17 protein-coding genes and 1 pseudogene are annotated in these 20,921 nt (G+C 68.6%); 5 read left to right on the top strand and 13 right to left on the bottom strand.

Annotation, left to right across the window (positions count from 1 at the left end):
* Positions 1-108: 108 nt before the first annotated feature.
* The 3 genes from B7G54_RS23910 to exaC all read right to left on the bottom strand — a co-directional run bounded on the left by B7G54_RS23910 (position 109) and on the right by exaC (position 3,670).
* Positions 109-1,143: a helix-turn-helix domain-containing protein gene (locus B7G54_RS23910; RefSeq protein ID WP_085041315.1), complete on the bottom strand. Its 1,035-nt coding sequence runs from the start codon at positions 1,141-1,143 to the stop codon at positions 109-111.
* 199 nt (positions 1,144-1,342) lie between these two features.
* Positions 1,343-1,885 (bottom strand): hypothetical protein, encoded by a 543-nt coding sequence (locus B7G54_RS23905; protein WP_085041314.1) that lies wholly within the window; start codon positions 1,883-1,885, stop codon positions 1,343-1,345.
* Between the two features lie 258 nt (positions 1,886-2,143).
* A complete protein-coding gene (gene exaC / locus B7G54_RS23900) occupies positions 2,144-3,670 on the bottom strand; it encodes an acetaldehyde dehydrogenase ExaC (RefSeq protein WP_085041313.1) in 1,527 nt (508 codons plus the stop codon).
* Positions 3,671-3,942: 272 nt separating this feature from the next.
* Between exaC and B7G54_RS23895 the strand changes: the two genes are divergently transcribed.
* Positions 3,943-4,419, top strand: coding sequence for a pyridoxamine 5'-phosphate oxidase family protein (locus B7G54_RS23895; protein ID WP_341866389.1), 477 nt, complete (start codon positions 3,943-3,945; stop codon positions 4,417-4,419).
* A 99-nt stretch (positions 4,420-4,518) separates the two neighbouring features.
* Here B7G54_RS23895 and B7G54_RS23890 read toward each other — a convergent pair whose 3' ends face one another.
* Positions 4,519-6,117, bottom strand: a complete 1,599-nt coding sequence (locus B7G54_RS23890; protein ID WP_085041311.1) for an MFS transporter — start codon at positions 6,115-6,117, stop codon at positions 4,519-4,521.
* A 155-nt stretch (positions 6,118-6,272) separates the two neighbouring features.
* On the opposite strand from B7G54_RS23890, the gene B7G54_RS23885 reads away from it, so the two are divergent.
* Complete coding sequence (locus B7G54_RS23885) at positions 6,273-7,157, top strand: LysR family transcriptional regulator (RefSeq protein WP_085041310.1); 885 nt, start codon at positions 6,273-6,275, stop codon at positions 7,155-7,157.
* Between the two features lie 89 nt (positions 7,158-7,246).
* On the opposite strand, the gene eutC is transcribed toward B7G54_RS23885, so the two are convergent.
* The 4 genes from eutC to B7G54_RS23865 all read right to left on the bottom strand — a co-directional run bounded on the left by eutC (position 7,247) and on the right by B7G54_RS23865 (position 12,604).
* Positions 7,247-8,041, bottom strand: a complete 795-nt coding sequence (eutC, locus tag B7G54_RS23880; protein WP_085041309.1) for an ethanolamine ammonia-lyase subunit EutC — start codon at positions 8,039-8,041, stop codon at positions 7,247-7,249.
* The gene (locus B7G54_RS23875) at positions 8,038-9,435 is read right to left on the bottom strand and encodes an ethanolamine ammonia-lyase subunit EutB (protein WP_085041308.1); all 1,398 of its coding nucleotides are present in this window, start codon (positions 9,433-9,435) and stop codon (positions 8,038-8,040) included. Before B7G54_RS23875 ends, eutC begins: the two co-directional genes overlap by 4 nt.
* 106 nt (positions 9,436-9,541) lie before the next feature.
* Positions 9,542-10,954 carry an ethanolamine permease gene (gene eat, locus B7G54_RS23870; protein WP_085041307.1) on the bottom strand — a complete coding sequence of 471 codons (1,413 nt, stop codon included), beginning with the start codon at positions 10,952-10,954 and terminating at the stop codon, positions 9,542-9,544.
* A gap of 186 nt (positions 10,955-11,140) precedes the next feature.
* Positions 11,141-12,604: a mechanosensitive ion channel gene (locus tag B7G54_RS23865; protein ID WP_085041306.1), complete on the bottom strand. Its 1,464-nt coding sequence runs from the start codon at positions 12,602-12,604 to the stop codon at positions 11,141-11,143.
* Between the two features lie 253 nt (positions 12,605-12,857).
* Here B7G54_RS23865 and B7G54_RS23860 point away from each other — a divergent pair.
* A pseudogene (locus B7G54_RS23860) lies at positions 12,858-13,082 on the top strand (AraC family transcriptional regulator); the annotation flags it as partial.
* Positions 13,083-13,164: 82 nt separating this feature from the next.
* Here the strand turns inward: B7G54_RS23860 and B7G54_RS23855 are convergent.
* Together B7G54_RS23855 and B7G54_RS23850 are read right to left on the bottom strand one after the other, a co-directional pair.
* On the bottom strand, positions 13,165-13,533 hold the full coding sequence (locus B7G54_RS23855; RefSeq protein WP_085041305.1) for a zinc ribbon domain-containing protein: 369 nt from the start codon (positions 13,531-13,533) through the stop codon (positions 13,165-13,167).
* 10 nt (positions 13,534-13,543) lie between these two features.
* The gene (locus B7G54_RS23850) at positions 13,544-16,102 is read right to left on the bottom strand and encodes a heavy metal translocating P-type ATPase (protein WP_085041304.1); all 2,559 of its coding nucleotides are present in this window, start codon (positions 16,100-16,102) and stop codon (positions 13,544-13,546) included.
* 82 nt (positions 16,103-16,184) lie between these two features.
* Between B7G54_RS23850 and cadR the strand changes: the two genes are divergently transcribed.
* Both cadR and B7G54_RS23840 read left to right on the top strand, forming a co-directional pair.
* Complete coding sequence (gene cadR, locus B7G54_RS23845; protein ID WP_085041303.1) at positions 16,185-16,616, top strand: Cd(II)/Pb(II)-responsive transcriptional regulator; 432 nt, start codon at positions 16,185-16,187, stop codon at positions 16,614-16,616.
* Positions 16,617-16,685: 69 nt separating this feature from the next.
* Positions 16,686-17,258, top strand: a complete 573-nt coding sequence (locus B7G54_RS23840; protein ID WP_085041302.1) for a PadR family transcriptional regulator — start codon at positions 16,686-16,688, stop codon at positions 17,256-17,258.
* Between the two features lie 45 nt (positions 17,259-17,303).
* Here the strand turns inward: B7G54_RS23840 and B7G54_RS23835 are convergent, their stop codons facing one another.
* From B7G54_RS23835 to B7G54_RS23825, 3 genes are all read right to left on the bottom strand, one after another.
* Positions 17,304-18,734, bottom strand: a complete 1,431-nt coding sequence (locus B7G54_RS23835) for an FAD-binding oxidoreductase (protein WP_085041301.1) — start codon at positions 18,732-18,734, stop codon at positions 17,304-17,306.
* Positions 18,735-18,749: 15 nt separating this feature from the next.
* Positions 18,750-19,538, bottom strand: a complete 789-nt coding sequence (locus B7G54_RS23830) for an ABC transporter substrate-binding protein (protein ID WP_085041300.1) — start codon at positions 19,536-19,538, stop codon at positions 18,750-18,752.
* Between the two features lie 71 nt (positions 19,539-19,609).
* Positions 19,610-20,764: a pyridoxal phosphate-dependent aminotransferase gene (locus B7G54_RS23825; RefSeq protein ID WP_085041299.1), complete on the bottom strand. Its 1,155-nt coding sequence runs from the start codon at positions 20,762-20,764 to the stop codon at positions 19,610-19,612.
* Positions 20,765-20,921 lie beyond the last annotated feature (157 nt).

Raw genomic sequence — 20,921 nt, 5'->3', positions numbered from 1 at the left:
CCGCGAGGCCGAAGGCGCCGTGGCACGCACGCGCAGGCCGCGCCGGAGCCGGAGCCGGAGCCGGAGCCGGAGCCGGAGCCAAACGGGCTTCGACTGCTGCCCCCGCGTTCACCCCGCCGTGACCATTGCCGCGCGATCGCGCAGCGTCTCCGACGGCCGCTTGCCGAACAAGCGCCGGTAATCGGTCGCGAACTGGCTGAGATGCCAGAAACCCCACGCCTCCGCCACGTCCTGCACCGAACCGGCCGCGCGGCCGCACAAATCGCGCCTCGCACCGTTCAGCCGCAGCGTGCGTAAATAGGTGGCGGGCGCCATGCCGAGCACGTCCTGGAAGCAGTACTGCAGCGTGCGCCGGCTCACGTGCAGCTGCTCGCACAGCTCGGGCACGCCGACCGGGCGCGTGCGGTGCGCGAGCACGTAGTCGCGCGCCTGGTCGACGATCCAGCGGCGCGTCGACGGCGCCCCGCCGCTGCCGTCGTCGGCCGGTTGTGCGCATACATCGAACAATGCAGCCAGCACCTCGGCCTGCAGGTCGTCGCGCTGCGCGTCGGCCAGCGGGCCGGCCATCGCCACCGCCCCGTCGAGCCGGCGGCCGAGCAGCGCGCACAGGCGCGCGAGCCGCGCGGCGCCGACCTGCATCACGCGCTGTGTGAACACCCGCTCGTCGAGCGCACGGCGCTCGACCTCTTCCGCATAGCGGCGCAGCACGTCGCCGCGCACGACGACGCCGTAGATCGAAAACTGCGCGGGCGTCACCAGCTCGAATTCGACGTTGCCGGGCCGGAACGCGAGCGCGCCGGGCCCGATGCGGCACGCATCGACGCGCGCGGTGCCGTCGCACACGAGCGGGATGCCGAACCAGTACGCATCGCCGCGCACCTCGCACGCCTGGCGCAGCAGGTGGCTCGTCGATTCGCGAAACAGCTTCATCGTGTCGAGCGGCAGCTCGGTCAGCGTGCCGACGAAGCGGCCGGCCGCGAGCTGGTCGTAGGTCTGCCGCCAGCCGATCAGGTTGCGCGCCTGCTCGTCGGCGTCATGCGCGACGCTGACGACCGCCTGCCCGGCCAGCGCATCGTCGCCCTGCGCATTACGCCGCGTGTCCTCGGCCGTCGGTTCTTCGCTGCACGCCACGTGTTGGTCCATCCTGTCCTCCCTCACCTACCCGGAACCGTGCCTGTCACGCAAGTCCCGTGCCGAACCGCACGGTTCGGCGAACGGCCCGTCATTCCACGTTGCCCGGCCGGTGCGCGCCATCCGGGCGCACCCGAAGGCAGCGTGCCGCGCACGCTGCCGGTGCGATCCGCGCGACGACCGCGCATGCCGGATGCCCCGCCTTTGCCGGCTACCCGGCCGGCTTCAGCCGCGCGACCCGCGTGCCGCAGTTGCCGTACGCCTGCGCAACCGCCAGCTCGACGATCGCGCTGCCGGCCGGCCAGGGCGCGGCGTCCGCGGCCGGCAGATCGGCGCGCAGCGTCGCGCGGCCGTTGATCCGGTAGCGGATGCCGCGCACGAAGTCGACGAACAGCAACCCGACGCCGCTGCCGTCGCATGCTGCCGCGTCGATCCGGCCACCGTCGCCGGGCACGGGCAACGCGAACCGCAGCGTCTTCGTATCGATCACGCGGACGACCGGCAGCAGATCGCCGTTCGCGTCACGCATGCTCTGCACGATGTCGCAAGTCACCGATGGGCCCGCGCCGCATGCGGTACCGACGAACATGAACGGCTGCGACTCGACGAACTGCCGCACGCCGATGCTCACGCGCGTCGTCACCACGTCGCTCATCCGCTCGGCTTCGTCGGCCACGCCGAAGCGATGCTGCGCGTCGAGTTCGCCCGCGTGGAACACGGGGTGGCGCGGAAAGGATCGGGACAGTTCTGCCATGCTGGATTCTGTCGCACGTATCGGCGCACCCTGCCGCCGCATGCATGCAACTGCCGGTATCGTTTCCGGCGCGGGATGCGACGATGCGCGGCCCGCGCCGGGGGTCGAATGTCGAAATCGAAAATGGCGAAGTGCCGGATGACCGGCGTCGGCGCATCGCATCCACGCGCACACCGCGCCCGTCACCGTCGGCAACCGGTCCGGCCGGCGCTGCGCTGCCGACCGGCCGTCCCCGGCGCTTCGCCACCGTTCTGGCGATCAGAAGAACCCGAGCGCCTCGGCCTGGTAGCTCACCAGCAAGCACTTCGTCTGCTGATAGTTCGACAGCGCCATCTTGTGCGTCTCGCGGCCGATCCCCGATTGCTTGTAGCCGCCGAACGCCGCGTGCGCGGGGTACAGGTGGTAGCAGTTGGTCCACACGCGGCCGGCCTCGACCTCGCGGCCCATCCGGTACGCGCGCGTGCCGTTGCGCGTCCACACGCCCGCGCCGAGCCCGTAGAACGTGTCGTTCGCGAGTTCGATCGCGTCCTGCTCGTCCTTGAACGTCATCACCGACGCGACCGGCCCGAAGATCTCTTCCTGGAACACGCGCATCTTGTTGTTGCCGAGCAGCATCGTCGGCTTCACGTAGTAGCCCGTGCCGAGTTCGGCGCCCGGCGCCATGCGCTCGCCGCCCGTCAGGCATTGCGCGCCTTCGCCGCGACCGATGTCGATGTACGACAGGATCTTGTCGAGCTGCTGCTGCGACGCCTGCGCGCCGATCATCGTCTGCAGGTCGAGCGGGTGGCCGGCCTTGATGCGCTCGACACGCGCGACGGCCTTCTCGATGAACTTCTCGTAGATCGATTCCTGGATCAGGATCCGCGACGGGCACGTGCACACTTCGCCCTGGTTCAGCGCGAACATCGCGAGCCCTTCGAGCGCCTTGTCGAGGAACGCGTCGTCCTGGTCGAGCACGTCGGCGAAGAAGATGTTCGGGCTCTTGCCGCCCAGTTCGACCGTCGACGGGATGAGGCTGTCGGCCGCCGCGCGCAGGATGTGCTTGCCGACCGGCGTCGAGCCGGTGAACGCGATCTTCGCGATCCGCTTGCTGGTCGCGAGCGCTTCGCCCGCTTCCTTGCCGAAGCCGTTCACGATGTTGATCGTGCCGGCCGGGAACAGGTCGCCGATCAGCTCCATCAGCACCAGCACCGACGCGGGCGTCTGCTCGGCCGGCTTCATCACCACGCAGCAGCCGGCCGCGAGCGCCGGCGCGAGCTTCCACGCGGCCATCAGCAGCGGGAAGTTCCACGGGATGATCTGGCCGACGACGCCGAGCGGCTCGTGGAAGTGGTACGCGACGGTGTTGTCGTCGATTTCGGAGATGCCGCCTTCCTGCGCGCGGATGCAGCCCGCAAAGTAGCGGAAGTGGTCGACCGCGAGCGGCAGGTCGGCCGCCATCGTCTCGCGCAGCGGCTTGCCGTTGTCGATCGTCTCGGCCACGGCCAGCAGCTTCAGGTTCTTTTCCATCCGGTCGGCGGCGGCGAGCAGCAGGTTCGCGCGCTCGGCTACCGACGTCTTGCCCCACTTGCGGCGCGCGGCATGCGCGGCGTCGAGCGCCAGCTCGATGTCGTCGGCACCGGAGCGCGGTACGCGGCAGAACGGCTGGCCGTTGATCGGCGACACGTTCTCGAAGTACTCGCCCTTCACCGGCGGAACCCACTTGCCGCCGATGTAGTTGTCGTACTGCTGACGGTACGGGTATTCGACGTCGAGGCCCAGTTGCTTCAGGTCAAACGGGTTCATACATGTCTCCTGTTCATCGTGCTTGTGTGAGTACAGCGCCGGTTGGATTGCGCTGCACCCGTTTACGCAACATGCGTGCCAAACCGGACGGGAGCACCGCGACGACGGCCAGTCCGCGCGCGCACCATGCCGTGTTCACCGACGCAGCACGGCGGGTGTACCGATTCTGAACAGCGCGACTGCGCAGCAGCCGGGCCGGTGTTCGAAATTTCCACAGTACGCAGGCACGCCGCCGCGCGGATGCCGGCCGCGATGCGTGGCATGTCGCTTGCGTGCGCATCGCGCATTCCCATGCAACGGCGTGTGCGCCGACCGACACCATGAACGACCGCGGCCCCCTGACCGACGACGCCATCGCGTTCATCCGCGAGCAGGCATTCCTGATCGTCGCGACCGCCGACGCGGCAGGCAACAGCGACTGCTCGTACCGCGGCCGCCAGCCCCGCGCCGACGGCTCGTTCGAGCCGCTCGTCGACATGCCCGACCGCTGCACGCTCGTGCTGCCCGACTTCGCGGGCAACAACCTGTTCAACACGATCGGCAACCTGCTCGTGAATCCGGCCATCGCGCTGCTATTCGTCGATTTCGTACGCCAGACGACCTGGCTCGTGCAGGGCCGCGCGACGATCGACGAGGATGCGGAACGACTCGCGCATCTGTGGCCGGATGCGCGGCGCTATGTGATGGTGGAAGTGGAACGGGCACAGGCACGGGCGGATGCGGCGCTGCCGCCGCTCGTGCTGGCGTGACGCCCGTGGCGGATCGTCAGCGTGCGAATGCAGCGATGACGCAATACGAAGGCGCCCCGGCCGCCGTGGCCGAAGCGCCCGCGCGCGATGACGCGACGCTCAACGCCCGTGCGTCTCCGCACAAGCCGTTTCGATCCGTCTGCGCACCGGCAGCCCGTCGGTGTCGTCGTCCGCTTCGGCAGCCACCCGGCGCCCGCCGAGAAACGCGAACACCACCGCCGCGCAGAGCACCGTCACGACCGCCAACCCGATCAGCAACCGATCGAACGCATGCGTGTAGCTCGCGAGCAGCGCCGCATGCCCGGCGCCCGGCAGCACAGCCGCCGCACCCGCGAGATCGCCGGTCGCGAGCCGCGCGGCCGCACGCAGCGTTGCGTCGGGCGTGCCGGTGGCACCCGCCGCCTGCGTCAACCCCGTCCGCGCAAGCGCCGCCAGCACCGCGCCGACGATCGCGAGCGCAATCCCCTCGCCGGCCACGCGCGTCGTGCTGAAAATCCCCGTCGCCATCCCCGCGCGCTCCTTCGGCACGACGCTCACCGACAGTCCGTCCATCAGCCCCCATGGCATGCCGGCTCCGACGCCGATCGCCAGCATCGGCGCGATCGCCGCGGGCCCCGCGCCGCCGCGCAGCGCGACGCCCAGCCACACGAGCCCGGCCGCCGCGATCAGGAGCCCGAGCCCCGAGATCATGCCGGCCGACAGCCAGCGCGTGAGCGTCGCCGCGACGAGCGGCACGACCAGCATCGGCGCGGAAATCGCGAGCATCAGCCAGCCGGCATCGATCTCGCTGAAACCGTCGATGCCAATGAAGCGCAGCGGCAGCACGACGAGCAGCACGATGTAGCAGCAGCAGGTCGACACCGGCAGCACCTGCACGCCGACGAAGCGCGCGATCCGGAACAGCGACAGGTCGAGCATCGGCCGTGCGACCCGCGTCTCGATCGAGACGAACGCGCAGGCGCCGAGCGCAGCGCCTGCCAGCAGCGCGATCACCAGCGGGCTCGTCCAGCCGCGCGCGGGCGCCTCGATCACGCCGAACGTGAACAGCGTCAGCGCGGTAGTGAACGCAGCCGTGCCGGGCCAGTCGAGCCCCGTCGCGTGCGGGTCGCGCGACTCGTGCATGCGCGGCAGCCCGACGCCGAGCGACAGCCCGCCGGCCACAGCGCTCGTCACGAAGATCGCGCGCCAGCCGAAATGCCCGATCAGCGCGCCGGCGAGCACGGGCCCGAACGCGAGCCCGATGCCGAAGGTCGTGCCGAGCAGGCTGAATGCGCGCGTGCGCGCCGCGCCGTCGAACTCCTGCGCGAGCGCAGCCGTGCCGCCCGCGAGCGCGGCGGCCGCCGCGAGCCCTTGCGCGGCGCGCAGCAGGTCGACCGCGAGCATCGACGGCGCGAACGCGAGCGCGACCGACATCAGCGTGAAGCCGCCGACGCCGATCGCGAACAGGCGCTTGCGGCCGAACTGGTCGGCCAGCGCGCCGGCCGCCATCAGGAAGCTGCCGAACGCGAGCATGAACGCGTTGGTGATCCAGTTCATCGCGACCGTATCGCCGTGCAGGTCGCGGCCGATCGCGGGCGTCGCGACCGCGCCGCCCGAAAACGACAGCGGCAGCGCGACGGCGGCCATGCACACGGCGGCCAGCACCCATGCGCGCCGGCGTGCCGACGGGTCCGAAGCGGCTGAAAAAGGGTGATCCATCATCGCTCCTCGAAAAGCCGGCGCGAATGCGCCGTCAGAGCGACAGAAGATAAATCCGATTCAATCTGCGAAAAACTACGCGAAGCTCCGCATATAACGGACTAAAATTCCGCAATTCACCCGACTACGCGTATCGACGCGTGCCCTTCGATTCGATGGAAAACCTGACCGGCATCGTCGCCTTCGTCCGCACCGCCGAAGCGCTGAGCTTCGTCGCGGCCGGCCGCGCGCTCGGCATCTCGGCATCGGCGGTCGGCAAGACGATCGCGAAACTCGAACAGTCGCTCGGCGTGCGCCTGTTCAACCGCACGACGCGGCGCGTCACGCTCACCGAAGAAGGTCGGCACTTCTACGAGCGCTGCCAGCGGATCCTCGAGGATTTCCGCGACGCGGAAGCGACCGTGACGGCGTCGGCGCAGCGCCCGCGCGGCAGGCTGCGCGTGAGCCTGCCGGTGATCGGCTACCGGTTCCTGCTGCCGGTGCTGCCCGAATTCCGGCAGCGCTACCCGGACATCGAGCTCGATCTCGATTTCAACGACCGGATGGTGGATGTGGTCGAAGGCGGCTTCGACGCGGTGATCCGCAGCGGCCCGCTGTCGGATTCGAGCCTGATGTCGCGGCGGCTCGGCCCGTTCGCATTCGTGCTGTGCGCGACGCCCGCGTATCTCGCGCAGGCCGGCACGCCGCGCACGCCGCGCGATCTCGAAGCGCACGAATGCGTGCGCTACTGCTTCCCGACCACCGGCAAGCTGCAGGACTGGGCGCTCGCGGCCGCCGACGGCACGCCCCTGAAGCTGCGCTCCGCGCTGACCTGCAACAACATGGAAGCACTGCGCGGCACCGTGCTCGCGGGGCTCGGCATCGGCTACATGCCCGACTTCCTCGCGCGCGACGCGCTCGAACACGGCGCACTCGTCACCGTGCTCGACGATTACCGGATCGCGCCGGGGCAATTCTCGATCGTATGGCCGTCGAGCCGGCAGTTGTCGCCGAAGCTACGCGTGTTCGTCGATTTTCTGTGCGAGCGGCTGTTCAGGTAGAGCCAGGCAGCAAACGCCCCGGCAGAGCCGCCCGCAGGCCGCTTGAATGGCACGAATGCCGTCACGCGGCGGCGGCCCGCGCGGCCCTCTCAGTCCGCCCCGATCCGCTCCGCTTCCGCCTGCGGCAACAACGCGTCGCTGTCGTCCTTCAGCCCGACGCCCGTCAATCCGAGCCGGCGCGCATGCGTCATCAGGTAATGCAGCTTGTGCGCGGCTGCCGCATGCGGCAGCCCTTCGGGCCGCACGTTCGAGATGCAGTTGCGCAGCGCATCGTGGCAGCCGACCTTCGGCGCCCACGTCAGGTACACGCCCAGGCTGTCCGGCGAGCTGAGCCCCGGCCGTTCGCCGATCAGCATCGCGACGACCTTCGCGCGCAGCAGCTCGCCGATCTCGTCGCCGAGCGCGACGCGCGCCTGCGTCGCGACCACCACCGGGCCGATCCGCCAGCCGTCCGCGTCGAGCCGCGGCCGCATGGCTTGCAGCAACGGCAGCGCCTGTTTCGCGGCCGCGAACGCCGACAGCCCGTCGCCGATCACGAACACGACGTCGGGCGCGTCGTCGAGCGCCGCGCCGTAGCCGGCCAGCAGCCCGCGGCTGTCATCCGACAGCTTGCGGCCGAGATCGGGCCGGCGCAGATAGTGGCCGCGGTCCGGCGCGGCGCTCTGCACACCGAGCGTCGGCAGCAGGCCGGCCGCCTCGATCTCGCGCCGCAGCGCGTCCGCATCGAGCGGCTGGTGCACCGCATCGCGCGCCTGCGCATGCGACAGGTTGAAGGCCAGCAGCGGCGCGGTCGGCAGGCTGTTGCCCGCGCGGCCGAGCGCGATCCGCGCATTCGTGAACGACTTCAGTTGCGCCCACGGGTTCTTTTCGACGGCGTCGCTCATGCCGAAATCCCCATCCAGTCGTTCGCACCCGCGAGCAGCGGCACGCGCGACGTTGCCGCGCGCAGCACGCCGTGCGCGTCGGCGATCTCCATCGTCTCCAGCCACTCCTCGAATTCCGGCGCGCGGCGCAGGCCGAGCACTTCACGCACGTACAGCTGGTCGTGGAACGACGTGCTCTGGTAGTTCAGCATCACGTCGTCCGCGCCCGGAATCCCCATGATGAAGTTGATCCCGGCCGCGCCGAGCAGCGTCAGCAGCGTGTCCATGTCGTCCTGGTCGGCTTCCGCGTGGTTCGTGTAGCAGATGTCGCAGCCCATCGGCACGCCGAGCAGCTTCCCGCAGAAGTGATCCTCGAGCCCCGCGCGGATGATCTGCTTGCCGTCGTACAGGTATTCGGGCCCGATGAAGCCGACCACCGTGTTCACGAGGAACGGCTCGAACTTGCGCGCCACCGCATAGGCGCGCACTTCGCAGGTCTGCTGGTCGACGCCGAAATGCGCGTTCGCCGACAGCGCGCTGCCCTGGCCCGTCTCGAAGTACATGAGATTGTTGCCGACGGTGCCGCGCTTGAGCGACAACGCGGCCTCGCGCGCCTCGCCGAGCAGCGCGAGCGAGATGCCGAAGCTCGCGTTCGCCTTCTCGGTGCCCGCGATCGACTGGAACACGAGATCGACCGGCGCGCCCTTCTCGATCGCCGCGATCGTATTGGTCACGTGCGTGAGCACGCACGACTGCGTCGGCACGCCGTAGCGTTCGCGGAACCCGTCGATCATCGCCAGCAGCTTCACGATCGCCGCGAGGCTGTCGGTGGCCGGGTTGATGCCGATCATCGCGTCGCCGCAGCCGTACATCAGCCCGTCGAGCATCGATGCGGCAATGCCCTTCACGTCGTCGGTCGGGTGGTTCGGCTGCAGCCGCACCGACATCCGGCCGGCCAGCCCGACCGTATTGCGAAAGCGCGTGACGACGCGGCGCTTCCTGGCCGCCGCGATCAGGTCCTGGTTGCGCATCAGCTTCGACACGGCCGCGACCATCTCGGGCGTGAGGCCCGGCGCGATCCGTTCGAGCGCCGCGCCGTCGGCGGCCGGCGACAGCAGCCAGTTGCGGAAATCGCCGACGGTCAGGTGCGAGATTTCCGCGAATGCCTGCGCATCGTGATCGTCGACGATGAGGCGCGTGACCTCGTCGTCTTCGTACGGGATCACCGCTTCGTTCAGGAATGCCTTCAGCGGCACGCCCGCGAGCGCGATCTTCGCGGCGACGCGCTCCTCCTCGCTCGCCGCCGCGACACCGGCGAGCTGGTCGCCGGAACGCAACGGGCTCGCCTTCGCGAGCAGCGTCTTCAGGTCCGCGAAGCGGTACGTGCGCGGACCGATCGTCTCCGTGTAGGACATCTGCGAGTCTCCTTGCCCATCCTTGCCAAAAGCCGACGGCGCGCCCGTTCGACGGGGCGCGCCGGACGCCGTCAGGAACGGCCTTTCACGTGCATCCTCATCCTGCTCACTCCTCCAGCAGTGCGTCGCCGGGCGCACTCGCACGCTGCGAACGGGTCGCGAGGAAGTACGCGTAGCCGAGCGCGAGGAAGCCGACGAACACCAGCGCGACCAGCCCGTTGAAAACCACCATCGTACCGAGACAGACGAGCGCTGCAAGGATCGCGAAGGCCGGGAAGATCGGGTACAGCGGCGCGCGGAACGGCCGTTCGAGATTCGGCTGCGAGCGGCGCAGCTTGAACAGCGACGCCATGCTCACGATATACATCACGATCGCACCGAATACCGACATCGTCACGATATTCGCGGTCAGCGTCTGGCCGCCGAACTGGATCAGCTCGTCGCTGTAGATCGCCGCGATGCCGACCACGCCGCCCGCGAGAATGGCGCGATGCGGCGTCTTGAAGCGGGGATGCACCTTGCCGAGCCATTCGGGCAGGTAGCCTTCGCGGGCCAGCGCGAAGATCTGGCGCGAATAACCGAGGATGATCCCGTGGAACGACGCGACCAGCCCGAACAGCCCGAGCCACACGAGCATGTGCATCCAGCCGCTGTTCGCGCCGACGATGTACTTCATCGCCTGCGGCAGCGGGTCGTTGATGTTCGCGAGCTTGGTCCAGTCGCCCGCGCCGCCGGCGAACACCATCACGCCGATCGCGAGCGCGACGAGGGTCAGGATCCCGGCCACGTAGGCGATCGGAATCGAGCGCTTCGGGTTCTTCGCTTCCTCGGCGGCCATCGCGACGCCTTCGATCGCGAGGAAGAACCAGATCGCGAACGGGATCGCCGCGAACATCCCGTGGAACGCGCCGACGCTGAAATGATCGGCGCCCGACCAGCCGCCTTTCATGAAGTTGCTCCACGCGAAGCCCGGCGACACGACACCCATGAACACCAGCAGCTCGAAGATCGCGAACAGCGTGACGACCAGTTCGAAGGTCGCCGCGATCTGCACGCCGACGATGTTCAGCGCCATGAACACGAGATACGCGCCCATCGCCGCATGCTTCGGCTCTAGGCCCGGGAACTGCACGTGCAGGTACGCGCCGATCGCGAGCGCGATCGCGGGCGGCGCGAACACGAACTCGACGAGCGTCGCGGCACCGGCGAGATAGCCGCCGGTCGGGCCGAACGCACGGCGCGCGTAGGCAAACGGGCCGCCCGCGTGCGGGATCGACGTCGTCAGCTCGGTGAAACTGAAGATGAAGGTCGTGTACATCGCCGCGACAAACAGTGCGGTGACGACGAAACCCAGCGTGCCGGCGCTCGCCCAGCCATAACTCCAGCCGAAGTATTCGCCGGAAATCACGAGGCCGACCGCGATGCCCCACAGTTGCCAGGTTCCGAGCGTCTGCTGCAGCGCGGGCTGGCCGGACGACTTGGCGCCGGCGGCGGGCCGGCCATTCGACTCTGCTTTCATCGGACTCTCTCCTCAAAGGCGCCGGGCCTGGCGGCCTGCGCGACTGAGAATCGATGCTAGAGAGTCATTAAACGACGTGTTATCGAAATTCGGCAAAGATCGCGGCTGACATTTCGCTTGCAGAAATGCCGGCCGCATTCATTGCGACTGTGCGCCGGCCGCGCAACGCGGCCGGATCGCCCACGCTTACTGCCCGCCGCCGCGCTGGTTGAACCAGCGGTCGAGCAGCTTGCCGGCCGCTTCGCGGCCACCGAGGCCGAACGACAGCGCCACCGCCACCGCGATCGCGCCGAGCACGAGGCCGAACGCGAGCTGGACGATCTCGTTCGCGATGCCCATCGCGCGCAGCCCCATCGCGAACACGAGGCCGAGGATCGCGAATTGCGCGATGCGCGCGAACAGCACGCTGTGCTCGCGGTCGGCCTGCTCGATCACGCGGCGCGCGAGGCCCGCGAGCCACACGCCGATCACGAGGATCACGCCGCCCATCAGCACGTGGCCGCCGAATTCGATGAACAGCGTGACGACGTCGCGCACCTGCGAGAAACCGAGCCGGTTCGCGGCTTCGACCGACGCGAACAGCATCGCGAAGAACACGATCAGGCGCGCCACCAGCACCGACGGCTGCAGGATCCCCGAGAACACGCGCTCGACGCCGAGCACGGCCGGCAGCCCGTCGGCGCCCGCGGCTTCCAGCAGCTTCTGCGCAAGCGACGCGACGAAGCGCGCGAAGTAGAACGTCACCAGTACGATCACGATCGCCGCGACGATGTCCGGCACCGCGCCGAGGAACTGGTTCAGCATGTTGGTGGCCGGCACCGAGATCGCGTCGATCTTCAGCGCGTCGAGCGCGGAAATCAGCGTCGGCACGAACACGAACACGTAGACGATCGTGCCGATCAGGCTCGACACGCGCACGGGCGTCGGGCTGTCGAGACGCTGCGTGAGGCGGTCGGCGCCGGCGGCGACGAGCAGGTTCGTCACGAGGCCGCGCAGCACGCGCGCGACGATCCAGCCGACGATGCCGATCACCGCGGCTGCGAACAGGTTCGGCACGATCGCGAGCAGCTTGTCGACCATCCCCTGCACCGGCGACAGCAGCCCCGACAGCGCGAACGACGCGAGGATCGCCGGCAGGAACATCAGGATCACGAGCCAGAACAGCACGTCGCCCAGATAGCCGCTCATCGGCTGCATGCCAGCGCCTTCGGACAGCTTGTCGTCGATCTTGCTCGCCTTCAGCGCGCGGTTCGCGAGGCTGCGCAGCAGCGACGCGATGAGCCACGCGATCAGCGTCAGCGCCGCGCCGCCGATCAGGTTCGGCAGGTAGTTGACGATATGCGTGACGAGCAGCGAGAACGGGTTGGAGACCGCGTACAGGTTGAGCACGTTGAAGATGCCCACCGCGGTGACGAGCAGCACGAGCCAGAACAGGCCGCCCGCGATGATGCGTTCGACGTACGCGCCCTGGCCGGTGCTTTCGTTGATCCGCTGATCGACCTTCAGCGCGCCGAGCAGGCGCATCGCGCCGGCCCGCACGACGACGGCGATCAGCCAGCCGATCACCAGGATGCCGATCGCGCCGGCGATCTTTGGCAGATACCCCCCTAGCGTGGTCTGCAGCGACGTGATGAAGCTGGAAGCATCCATTTCTTCTTCTCCCGAAAACGTGGTGTTGCGATTGAACATCGACGAACTACCTGCGTACTTCGAAAAGCGTGCTGCCCCGACGGAGCAACTTACCCGAGAAAAATGACGCGATCACCCGATTTCACCGTCTTTAACTTTAGTCATAGATCGCAGAGGGGCAAGACCCCATTTCATTGAAATAAAAAAGGGCCTGATTTGTCGGCCTCCTACGCATTTCCGCAAGATCGATCAATTCGGGCCGTGCTACCGCGGCATGGGGTCCTGCCCGGACACGCCGACGACCGTCGAAACGAAACCCGACCCGGCCGCCTGGATCCGCTACGCGGCCAGCGTGGCGCGCGTCCGCGAGACCATCCGCGCGTGCCTCGACGGCCCGCTCGACCTGAACCGGCTCGCCGAAGTCGCATGCCTGTCGCCGTATCGCTGGCAGCGTGTCTATCGTGCGCGGTATGGCGAATCGATCGTGCTGACGGTGCGCTGATCGAAAGGCCGGTTCGCCGGCGCTGAAACGAAGCGCGCCGGCCGGCGTTCACACGCCGCCGGCGCGAATGACCGATGCGCTATGCTGCCTGCGTCCCGCACCCGGGACAGAACCGTGCGTCGGCCGCCAGCGCCGAGTGGCAACGGCTGCAGGACTTGCCGCGTTGCGCGGCACCGCACTGCGCGCAAAAGCGCGCATCCGACGCATTGAGCGCGCCGCAGCCCGCACAGGCGAGCTGGCTCAGCGGCAGGTTGCCGCCGCCCTGACCGCTTCGACTGTCGGCTGGCGCCTGCCAGCCCCAGCCGTGGCGGTCGCGGCCGCGCGCGTCATGGCCGCCATGCCCGTCCTGGCGCTGCCCGACGTGATGCCCGCCACCGTGGCCGCTGTTGCCGTGCCCGCCGCCATGGCCACGGCCGTGGCCGCCCAGGATTCGTTTCAGAAAGCTCATCGCCTGCTCCTCAACGCCTGGCGTGCGCGCCGCCGAACGCCCCGGAGGACGACAGCAGCCGCAAACCGTTGGCCACGACGATCAGGCTTGCGCCCGCGTCGGCGAAGACCGCCATCCACATCGTGCCGAGCCCCGCGACCGTCAGGCCGAGGAACACGATCTTCACGCCGAGCGCGAAGCCGATGTTCTGCACCAGGACGCGATGCGTCGCACGCGACAGCCGCACGAACGCGGGAATCTTGCGCAGATCGTCGTCCATCAGCGCGACGTCGGCCGTCTCGATCGCCGTGTCGGTACCCATCGCGCCCATCGCGAAGCCGATGTCGGCGCGCGCGAGCGCCGGCGCATCGTTGATCCCGTCGCCGACCATCCCGACCGCGCCCGCGCCGCCGGCCGCCAGCTCCTCGACCGCCGCGAGCTTGTCTTCCGGCAACTGGTTGCCGCGCGCATCGTCGATGCCGGCCTGCTGTGCGATTGCCTGCGCGGTATGCGGGTTGTCGCCCGTCAGCATCGCGGTGCGGATGCCGAGCGCATGCAGATCGGCGATCGCGTCGCGGCTCGTGTCCTTGATCGTGTCGGCCACCGCGAAGATGCCGAGCACGCGCGCTTCGTCGACCAGCACCACGACGCTCTTGCCCTGCCGCTCGAGCACATCGAGCTTCGCTTCGAGGGCCGTCGAGCAGCGCTCGAGCTCCTCGACGAGCCGGTGGTTGCCGAGCCAGTAACGCGTGCCGTCGATCGTGCCGCGCACGCCGCGCCCGACGATCGCTTCGAAGTCCTGCACATCGGCGAATGCCGTCGTGCCGGCATCGCGTGCTGCAACTGCGATCGCCTGCGATACCGGGTGATCGGAGCGCGCCGCGAGGCTCGCACCGAGGTGCCGGACACGCGCTGCATCGGCGTTGTCCGCATGCAGGTCGAAGTCGGTCTGCACCGGCTTGCCGTGCGTGATCGTGCCGGTCTTGTCGAGCGCGAGCCAGACGAGCTTGCGCCCTTCTTCCAGATAGACGCCGCCCTTCACGAGAATCCCGCGCCGCGCCGCGGCCGCGAGCCCCGACACGATCGTCACCGGCGTCGAGATCACCAGCGCGCACGGGCATGCGATCACGAGCAGCACCAGCGCGCGGTAGATCCAGTCGTGCCACGCACCGCCCATGACGATTGGCGGCACCACTGCGACCAGCAGCGCGACCGCGAACACGATCGGCGTGTAGACGCGTGCGAACTGGTCGACGAAGCGCTGCGTCGGCGCCTTCGCGCCCTGGGCTTCTTCAACCGCGTGGATGATCCGTGCAAGCGTCGAATTGGCCGCGACGGCCGTCACGCGGTATTCGAACGAGCCCGATTCGTTGATCGTGCCCGCATACACGGCATCGCCGGTCGTCTTTTCGACGGGCAGGCTCTCGCCGGTGATCGGCGCCTGGTTCACCGTCGAGCGGCCCGCGACGACTTCACCGTCCAGCCCGATCCGCTCGCCCGGCTTCACGCGCACGACCGCGCCGAGTACCACCTGTGCTGCCTCGATCGTGCGCCACGACCCGTCGGCGTCCTGCACGGTCGCGGTGTCCGGCGCGAGCTGCATCAGGCCCTGGATCGCATTGCGCGCCCGGTCGAGCGACTTCGCTTCGATCAGCTCGGCAATCGTGAAGAGCACCATCACCATCGCGGCTTCAGGCCACTGGCCGATCGCCATCGCGCCCGTCACCGCAATGCTCATCAGCGCATTGATGTTCAGGTTGCCGTTGCGGATCGCGATCCAGCCCTTCTTGTACGTGGTGAGCCCGCACGCGAGCACCGCCGCGAGCGCGAGCGCCGCCGACAGCCACACGGGCAGCCCCGCCCAGGTCGCGCCTTCGGACGCGATCGCGGCGACGCCGGCCAGCGCCAGCGGCCACCACGGCTTTGCGGGCGCATCGGCGACGCGCGCCGCCGGCGCGCCGGCCGTCGCGGCCTCGGGCGTCATCCCGAGCGTGCGGATCGCACTTTCGATCGCCGGCTGCGCGCCCGGCACGTGCTCGACGGTCAGCATCCGCTGCATCAGGTTGAATTCGAGCGTCGACACTTCGCTCATCCCGCCGAGCTTCTTGCGGATCAGCGTTTCCTCCGTCGGGCAGTCCATCTGCATGATCCGGAACGCGGAGCGCACGTGGCCCGACGCCGTCGCCTGCGCGACCGGCAGCGGCGCGAGCGTCAGCGCCGCAGGCGCGCAGCAATCGCCGGCCGCGTGGTCGTGGTCGTGGTCGTGGTCGTGGTCGGTATGGTCGTGCGCGGTGTGATCATGCGAGCACGCCGCGCCATGTACATGTGCGTCGCCGGATGCATGGTCGTGATCGTGCCCCGCGCCGTGCCGATGCGTGTCGCCGTGTGAATGATCGTGATCGTGCGCGGGGCCGTGATCGTGGTCATGGTCGTGGCCGCGCGATGCGGCCTCGCCGTGGGCGTGCTCGCCGGCCGCCGGCGCCGCATCGGCAACGGTCGCCAGCTGCGTGTCGCGCGCGTCGGCGCAGCATGCATCGGCGCCGCCGGCATGACGGTGTCGTGGGTCGTGGGTACGCTTGGCGTCGGTCATGACAACCTCCTTTGTGGCTTGACGGTGTAGAGTTAACACCCTGAAGCCACTACAAGGTCAAGCCTTACACGGGAGAAAGGTCATGAAGATCGGCGAACTGGCCAAAGCGGCCCGCTGCACACCCGAGACGATCCGCTTCTACGAGAAAGAGGGGTTGATGCCGGATGCGGAGCGCACCGACTCGAACTACCGCAACTACACCGACGTGCATGTCGAACGGCTGCGCTTCATCCGCAACTGCCGCGCACTCGACATGGCGCACGACGAAATCCGCGCGCTGCTGCGGCTCACGGACACGCCGGCGGATCCGTGCGATTCGATCAATTCGCTGCTCGACGAACACATCGGACACGTCGACGCGCGCCTCGCGGAACTCACCCATCTGCGCAACCAGCTCACCGAATTGCGTCGCCAGTGCGTCGGCGAGCATTCGGTCGAGGATTGCGGCATCGTGCACGGTCTCGCGACGATGGAAACCGTCGCACCGGCCGCGAAGCGCTCGCATCTCGGCTGAAAACCCTTGTGGAATATGATAGTCTGATTGAGAATAGTTATGTTATTACTAGATATACTGTAACTATTCATGTCTACTAGCCGCCCGTCCCCGCTCGCGCTGGCCGTCCTCGCGACGCTCACCGAAACGCCGATGCATCCGTACGGGATGCTGCAGCAACTGAAGGCCCGCGGGTACGACGAAGTCGTCAACGTGCGGCAGCGCACGAGCCTCTACCAGACGATCGACCGGCTGCTGCGCGACGGGCTGATTGCCGTGCACGACACCGAGCGCGACGGCGCATTTCCGGAACGCACGCTGTATGCGCTGACCGAGGCTGGGCACACGGCCGGGCAGGCGTGGCTGCATGCGCTGCTCGCGGAGCCCGCGCGTGAATTTCCGGTGTTCGGCGCCGGTCTCGCGTTCCTCCCGCTGCTCGACGCCGAAGATGCACGCCACCAGCTCGAGTTGCGGATTGCGCGGCTCGACGCCGAACGCAAACGGCTGGAAGCGCTGCGCGCCACCGCGCAGGCCGACCAGGTGCCACGCCTGTTCCTGCTGCAGAACGAATACGCGCTCGTGCTGCTCAATGCCGAGCTCGAATGGGCGCGCAGCGTCGTCGAACACCTGAAGATCGGCGCGCTGCGCTGGGTGGACGGCTGACGCGTCACGCAGGCCGGCTCCCGCCGGCAACGGGCATCGCCCCGATCAAAGCACCTTGCCGGGATTCAGGATGCCGAGTGGGTCGAGCGCGGCCTTCAGGCGTCGCATCAGCCCGATTTCCGCATCGCTGCGCGTATGCGCGAGATAAGGACGCTTGAGCACGCCGATCCCGTGCTCGGCCGACACCGAGCCGCCCATGTCCCGCACCACCGCGTACACGCAGTGATCGAGCGCATCGAGGTCCGCGTCGGTCATCCCGGCCAGCGACACGCCGATATGCACGTTGCCGTCGCCGACATGGCCGAAGAACAGGCACGTGACATCCCGCCAGCGTGCCCGCAACGACGCCTCGCAGCGCTCGGCGAACGCGCCGAGTTCGCCCGTCGGCAGACTTACGTCGAAGTTGACGAGATGCGGCAGCGCATCGATCGCGAGGCCTTCGCGCAACGTCCACAGGTCGCGCGCCTGCCGCTCCGACGTCGCGAGCACCGCGTCGTCCACGAGTCCTGCGTCGAACCCCGCCGCGAGACCGGTTTCCAGCGCGTGATGCGCGTCGCCGCCCGGTGCGCTCGTCGCGCATTCGACCAGGACCGCGAAACCATCGTCACCGACGAACGGCGCCGAAACACCCGGCGTCTGACGCGCGACGTAGTCGTAGAACGCCGGCCACATCGCCTCGAAGCTGACGACTTCCGGCAGCGTGCGCACGCGGTTCCACAGCGCGAGCACCGCATCGTAGTCACGCACGCGGCAAAGCGCGGTGGCCGGCGCGGCGAGCAACGGATGCAGCCGCAGCACGGCGCGCGTGACGACACCGAGCGTCCCCTCGCTGCCGATGAACAGCTGCTTCAGGTCGTAGCCGGCGTTGTTCTTCAGCATCCGGTTCATCGACGACACGACCGTGCCGTCCGCGAGCACCGCCTCGAGCCCGAGCACCTGCTCGCGCATCATCCCGTAACGGATCGCGCGCGTGCCGCCCGCATTGGTCGCGAGCATGCCGCCGATCTGGCATGAGCCGCGCGCGCCGAGATCGACGCCGAACGTGAAACCCGCCGCTTCCGCGGCTTCCTGCACCGTCTGCAGCGGCGTTCCGGCGCGGACCGTCATCGTGCCGGCCGCCGCGTCGAGCGCCTCGATGCCCACGAAGCGCTCCATCGACAGCACGACCTCGCCGCCGAGCGCGACCGCGCCGCGCGCGAGCCCCGTCAGGCCGCCTTGCGGCACGACCGGCTGGCCGAGCCGCGTACACAGCGCGAGCGCGCGCGACACGTCGTCGACGCTGCGCGGGCGCACCAGCGCACGCGGCCGCACGCCGGCCGGCTCGTTGTACGCGGTGAAGTAACGCGGATCGATGTCGGCTGCGCGCGTGACGAGCGCATCGCCCAGTTCGGTGACGAGCACGGTTTCGAGCGCATCGCCCGACCGCGCCGCGCCGCCCTGTTCGCCACCCGCGGCGGCCGTGTTCCGGTTCTGCATCGCGCGCGGCCCGGCTTACTTCGCCGAGATGTCGATATCGCCGAAATACTTCAGGCCGAGCGACCTCACCGTGCCGTCCGCCTTCAGCTTGTCGATCGCCGCATCGAGTTTCGCCTTCAGCGCGCTGTCGCCTTTACGCAGCCCGAAGGCGATGCCGCTGCCGAGGATCCGGTCGTCGTGCACGGGCTGGCCGACGAACGAGAAACCCTTGCCGTCCGGACGCGACAGGAAGCCGCGCTGGCCGGACGGCGCGAGCACGAGCGTCGCATCGAGACGGCCCGACACGAGGTCCGCGTACGCCTGGTTCTGGTCCTGGTACGCGACGACCGCGACGCCGGCCGGCTCCCAGTGCGCCTTCGCGAAGGTTTCCTGGATCGACGCCTGCAGCACGCCGACGCGCTTGCCCTTCAGCGATTCCGGCGTCGGCAGCAGGCCGCTGCCGGTGCGCGCGATCAGTTGGGTCGGCACGCGATAGATGATCGTCGTGAAGTCGATCGCCTGGCGGCGCTGCTCGGTCGCGTTCATGGCCGAGTTGATCGCGTCGAACTTGCGGCCCTGCAGCGCGGGAATCAGGCCGTCGAACGACGTCTCGACCCATTTGCACGACAGCTTCGCCGTCTGGCAGACGGCATTGCCGACATCGATGTCGAAGCCCTGCAGGTCGCCGTTCGGCGCTTTCGATTCGAACGGCGGGTATTGCGCCTCGAGGCCGAAGCGCAGCGTCTGCGCATCGGCGAGCGCAGCGCCGGAGCCGATTGCGCACGCGAGTGCGAACGCGAGTTTCAGGGTGGCCGTGTGCTTCATCGTGATCTCCTGTGTCTGGTCGATGCGACGCGCCCGTCGCCGGGTGCCCGTCGCCGGTTTCCGTACGGGCCTTACAGCGAACGCAGCCGCCGCGCGCCTTCAACCAGCGTCGCGTCGTCCTTCGAAAAACTGAGCCGGATCACGCCGGCGTCGGTGCCGTCGGTATAGAACGCCGACAGCGGAATCGTCGCGACGCGCGCGTCGCGGATCAGGCGCAGCACGAAGTCACTGTCGCTCTCGTCCGAGAAGTGCCGGAAGCGCGCGAGCATGAAGAACGAGCCTTCGCTCGGCAGCAGCTCGAAACGCGAATCGGCCAGCTCGCGCGCGAGCAGGTCACGCTTGGCCTGGTAGAACGCCGACAGGCCGAGATAGCTGTCCGGCCGCGCGAGGATCTCCGCGAACGCGACCTGCATCGGCGTGTCGGCCGCGAACACCATGAACTGGTGCACCTTGCGGATCTCGTCCATCAGCTCGGCCGGCGCGAGGCAATAGCCGACCCGCCAGCCCGTCACGTGGAACGACTTGCCGAACGACGACACGATCACGCTGCGCTCGGCCAGCTCGCGATGGCGCGCCATGCTCTGGTGCTGCGCGCCGTCGAACACGACGTGCTCGTAGACCTCGTCGGACAGGATCACGATGCCGGTATCGCGGGTGAGCTGCGCGAGCCGCGCGAGATCGTCGGCCGAGAACACGGTCGCGGTCGGGTTGTGCGGCGTGTTGACGATGATCATCCGCGTGCGCGGCGTGATCGCTGCGGCCACCTCGTCCCAGTTCACGCGGAAATGCTCGGGCGACAGCTTGATCGCCACGGGCGTCGCGCCCTGCAGCCGCACGATCGGCGCATAGCTGTCGAACGACGGCTCGAAGTAGATCACCTCGTCGCCCGGATGCACGAGCGCGCTGATCGCCGCGTAGAGGCCTTCGCTCGCGCTCGCGATCACCGTGATCTCGGTGGCCGGGTCGTAGCACGCGCCGTACAGCGCCTCGGTCTTTTCGGCGAGCCGCTCGCGCAGCGCCATGACGCCGGCCATCGGCGCGTACTGGTTGTGCCCGTCGCGCATCGCGCGCGCAACGCCTTCGACGAGCGCCGGATCGGGTGCGAAATTCGGCGCCCCCTGCGACAGGTTCAACGCATCGTGCCGGGCAGCCAGTTGGCCGATCACCGTGAAGATCGTCGTCCCGACGTCGGGCAGTTTCGAACGGGGCGCGGTGGCGCTTCGCATGACTCCTCCTTCTGATGTCCTTCGGGCGGCCCCGCGCGACGCGCGCAGCCTGTATCTGTCGCAAGATTTAGCCCGAGCCAATATCGGCGGACAATCGAAAGTTCGTCATGGCTGCCATGCATTTTTCTCATGGCGCGTGAAGAGAGGCACGCAACGG

Origin of the sequence: Burkholderia puraquae, assembly GCF_002099195.1 — a bacterium.
Taxonomy (GTDB): Bacteria; Pseudomonadota; Gammaproteobacteria; order Burkholderiales; family Burkholderiaceae; genus Burkholderia; species Burkholderia puraquae.
The sequence above is the reverse complement of the archived record's forward strand: the minus strand, read 5'-3'. Positions and strand labels throughout refer to the sequence as shown.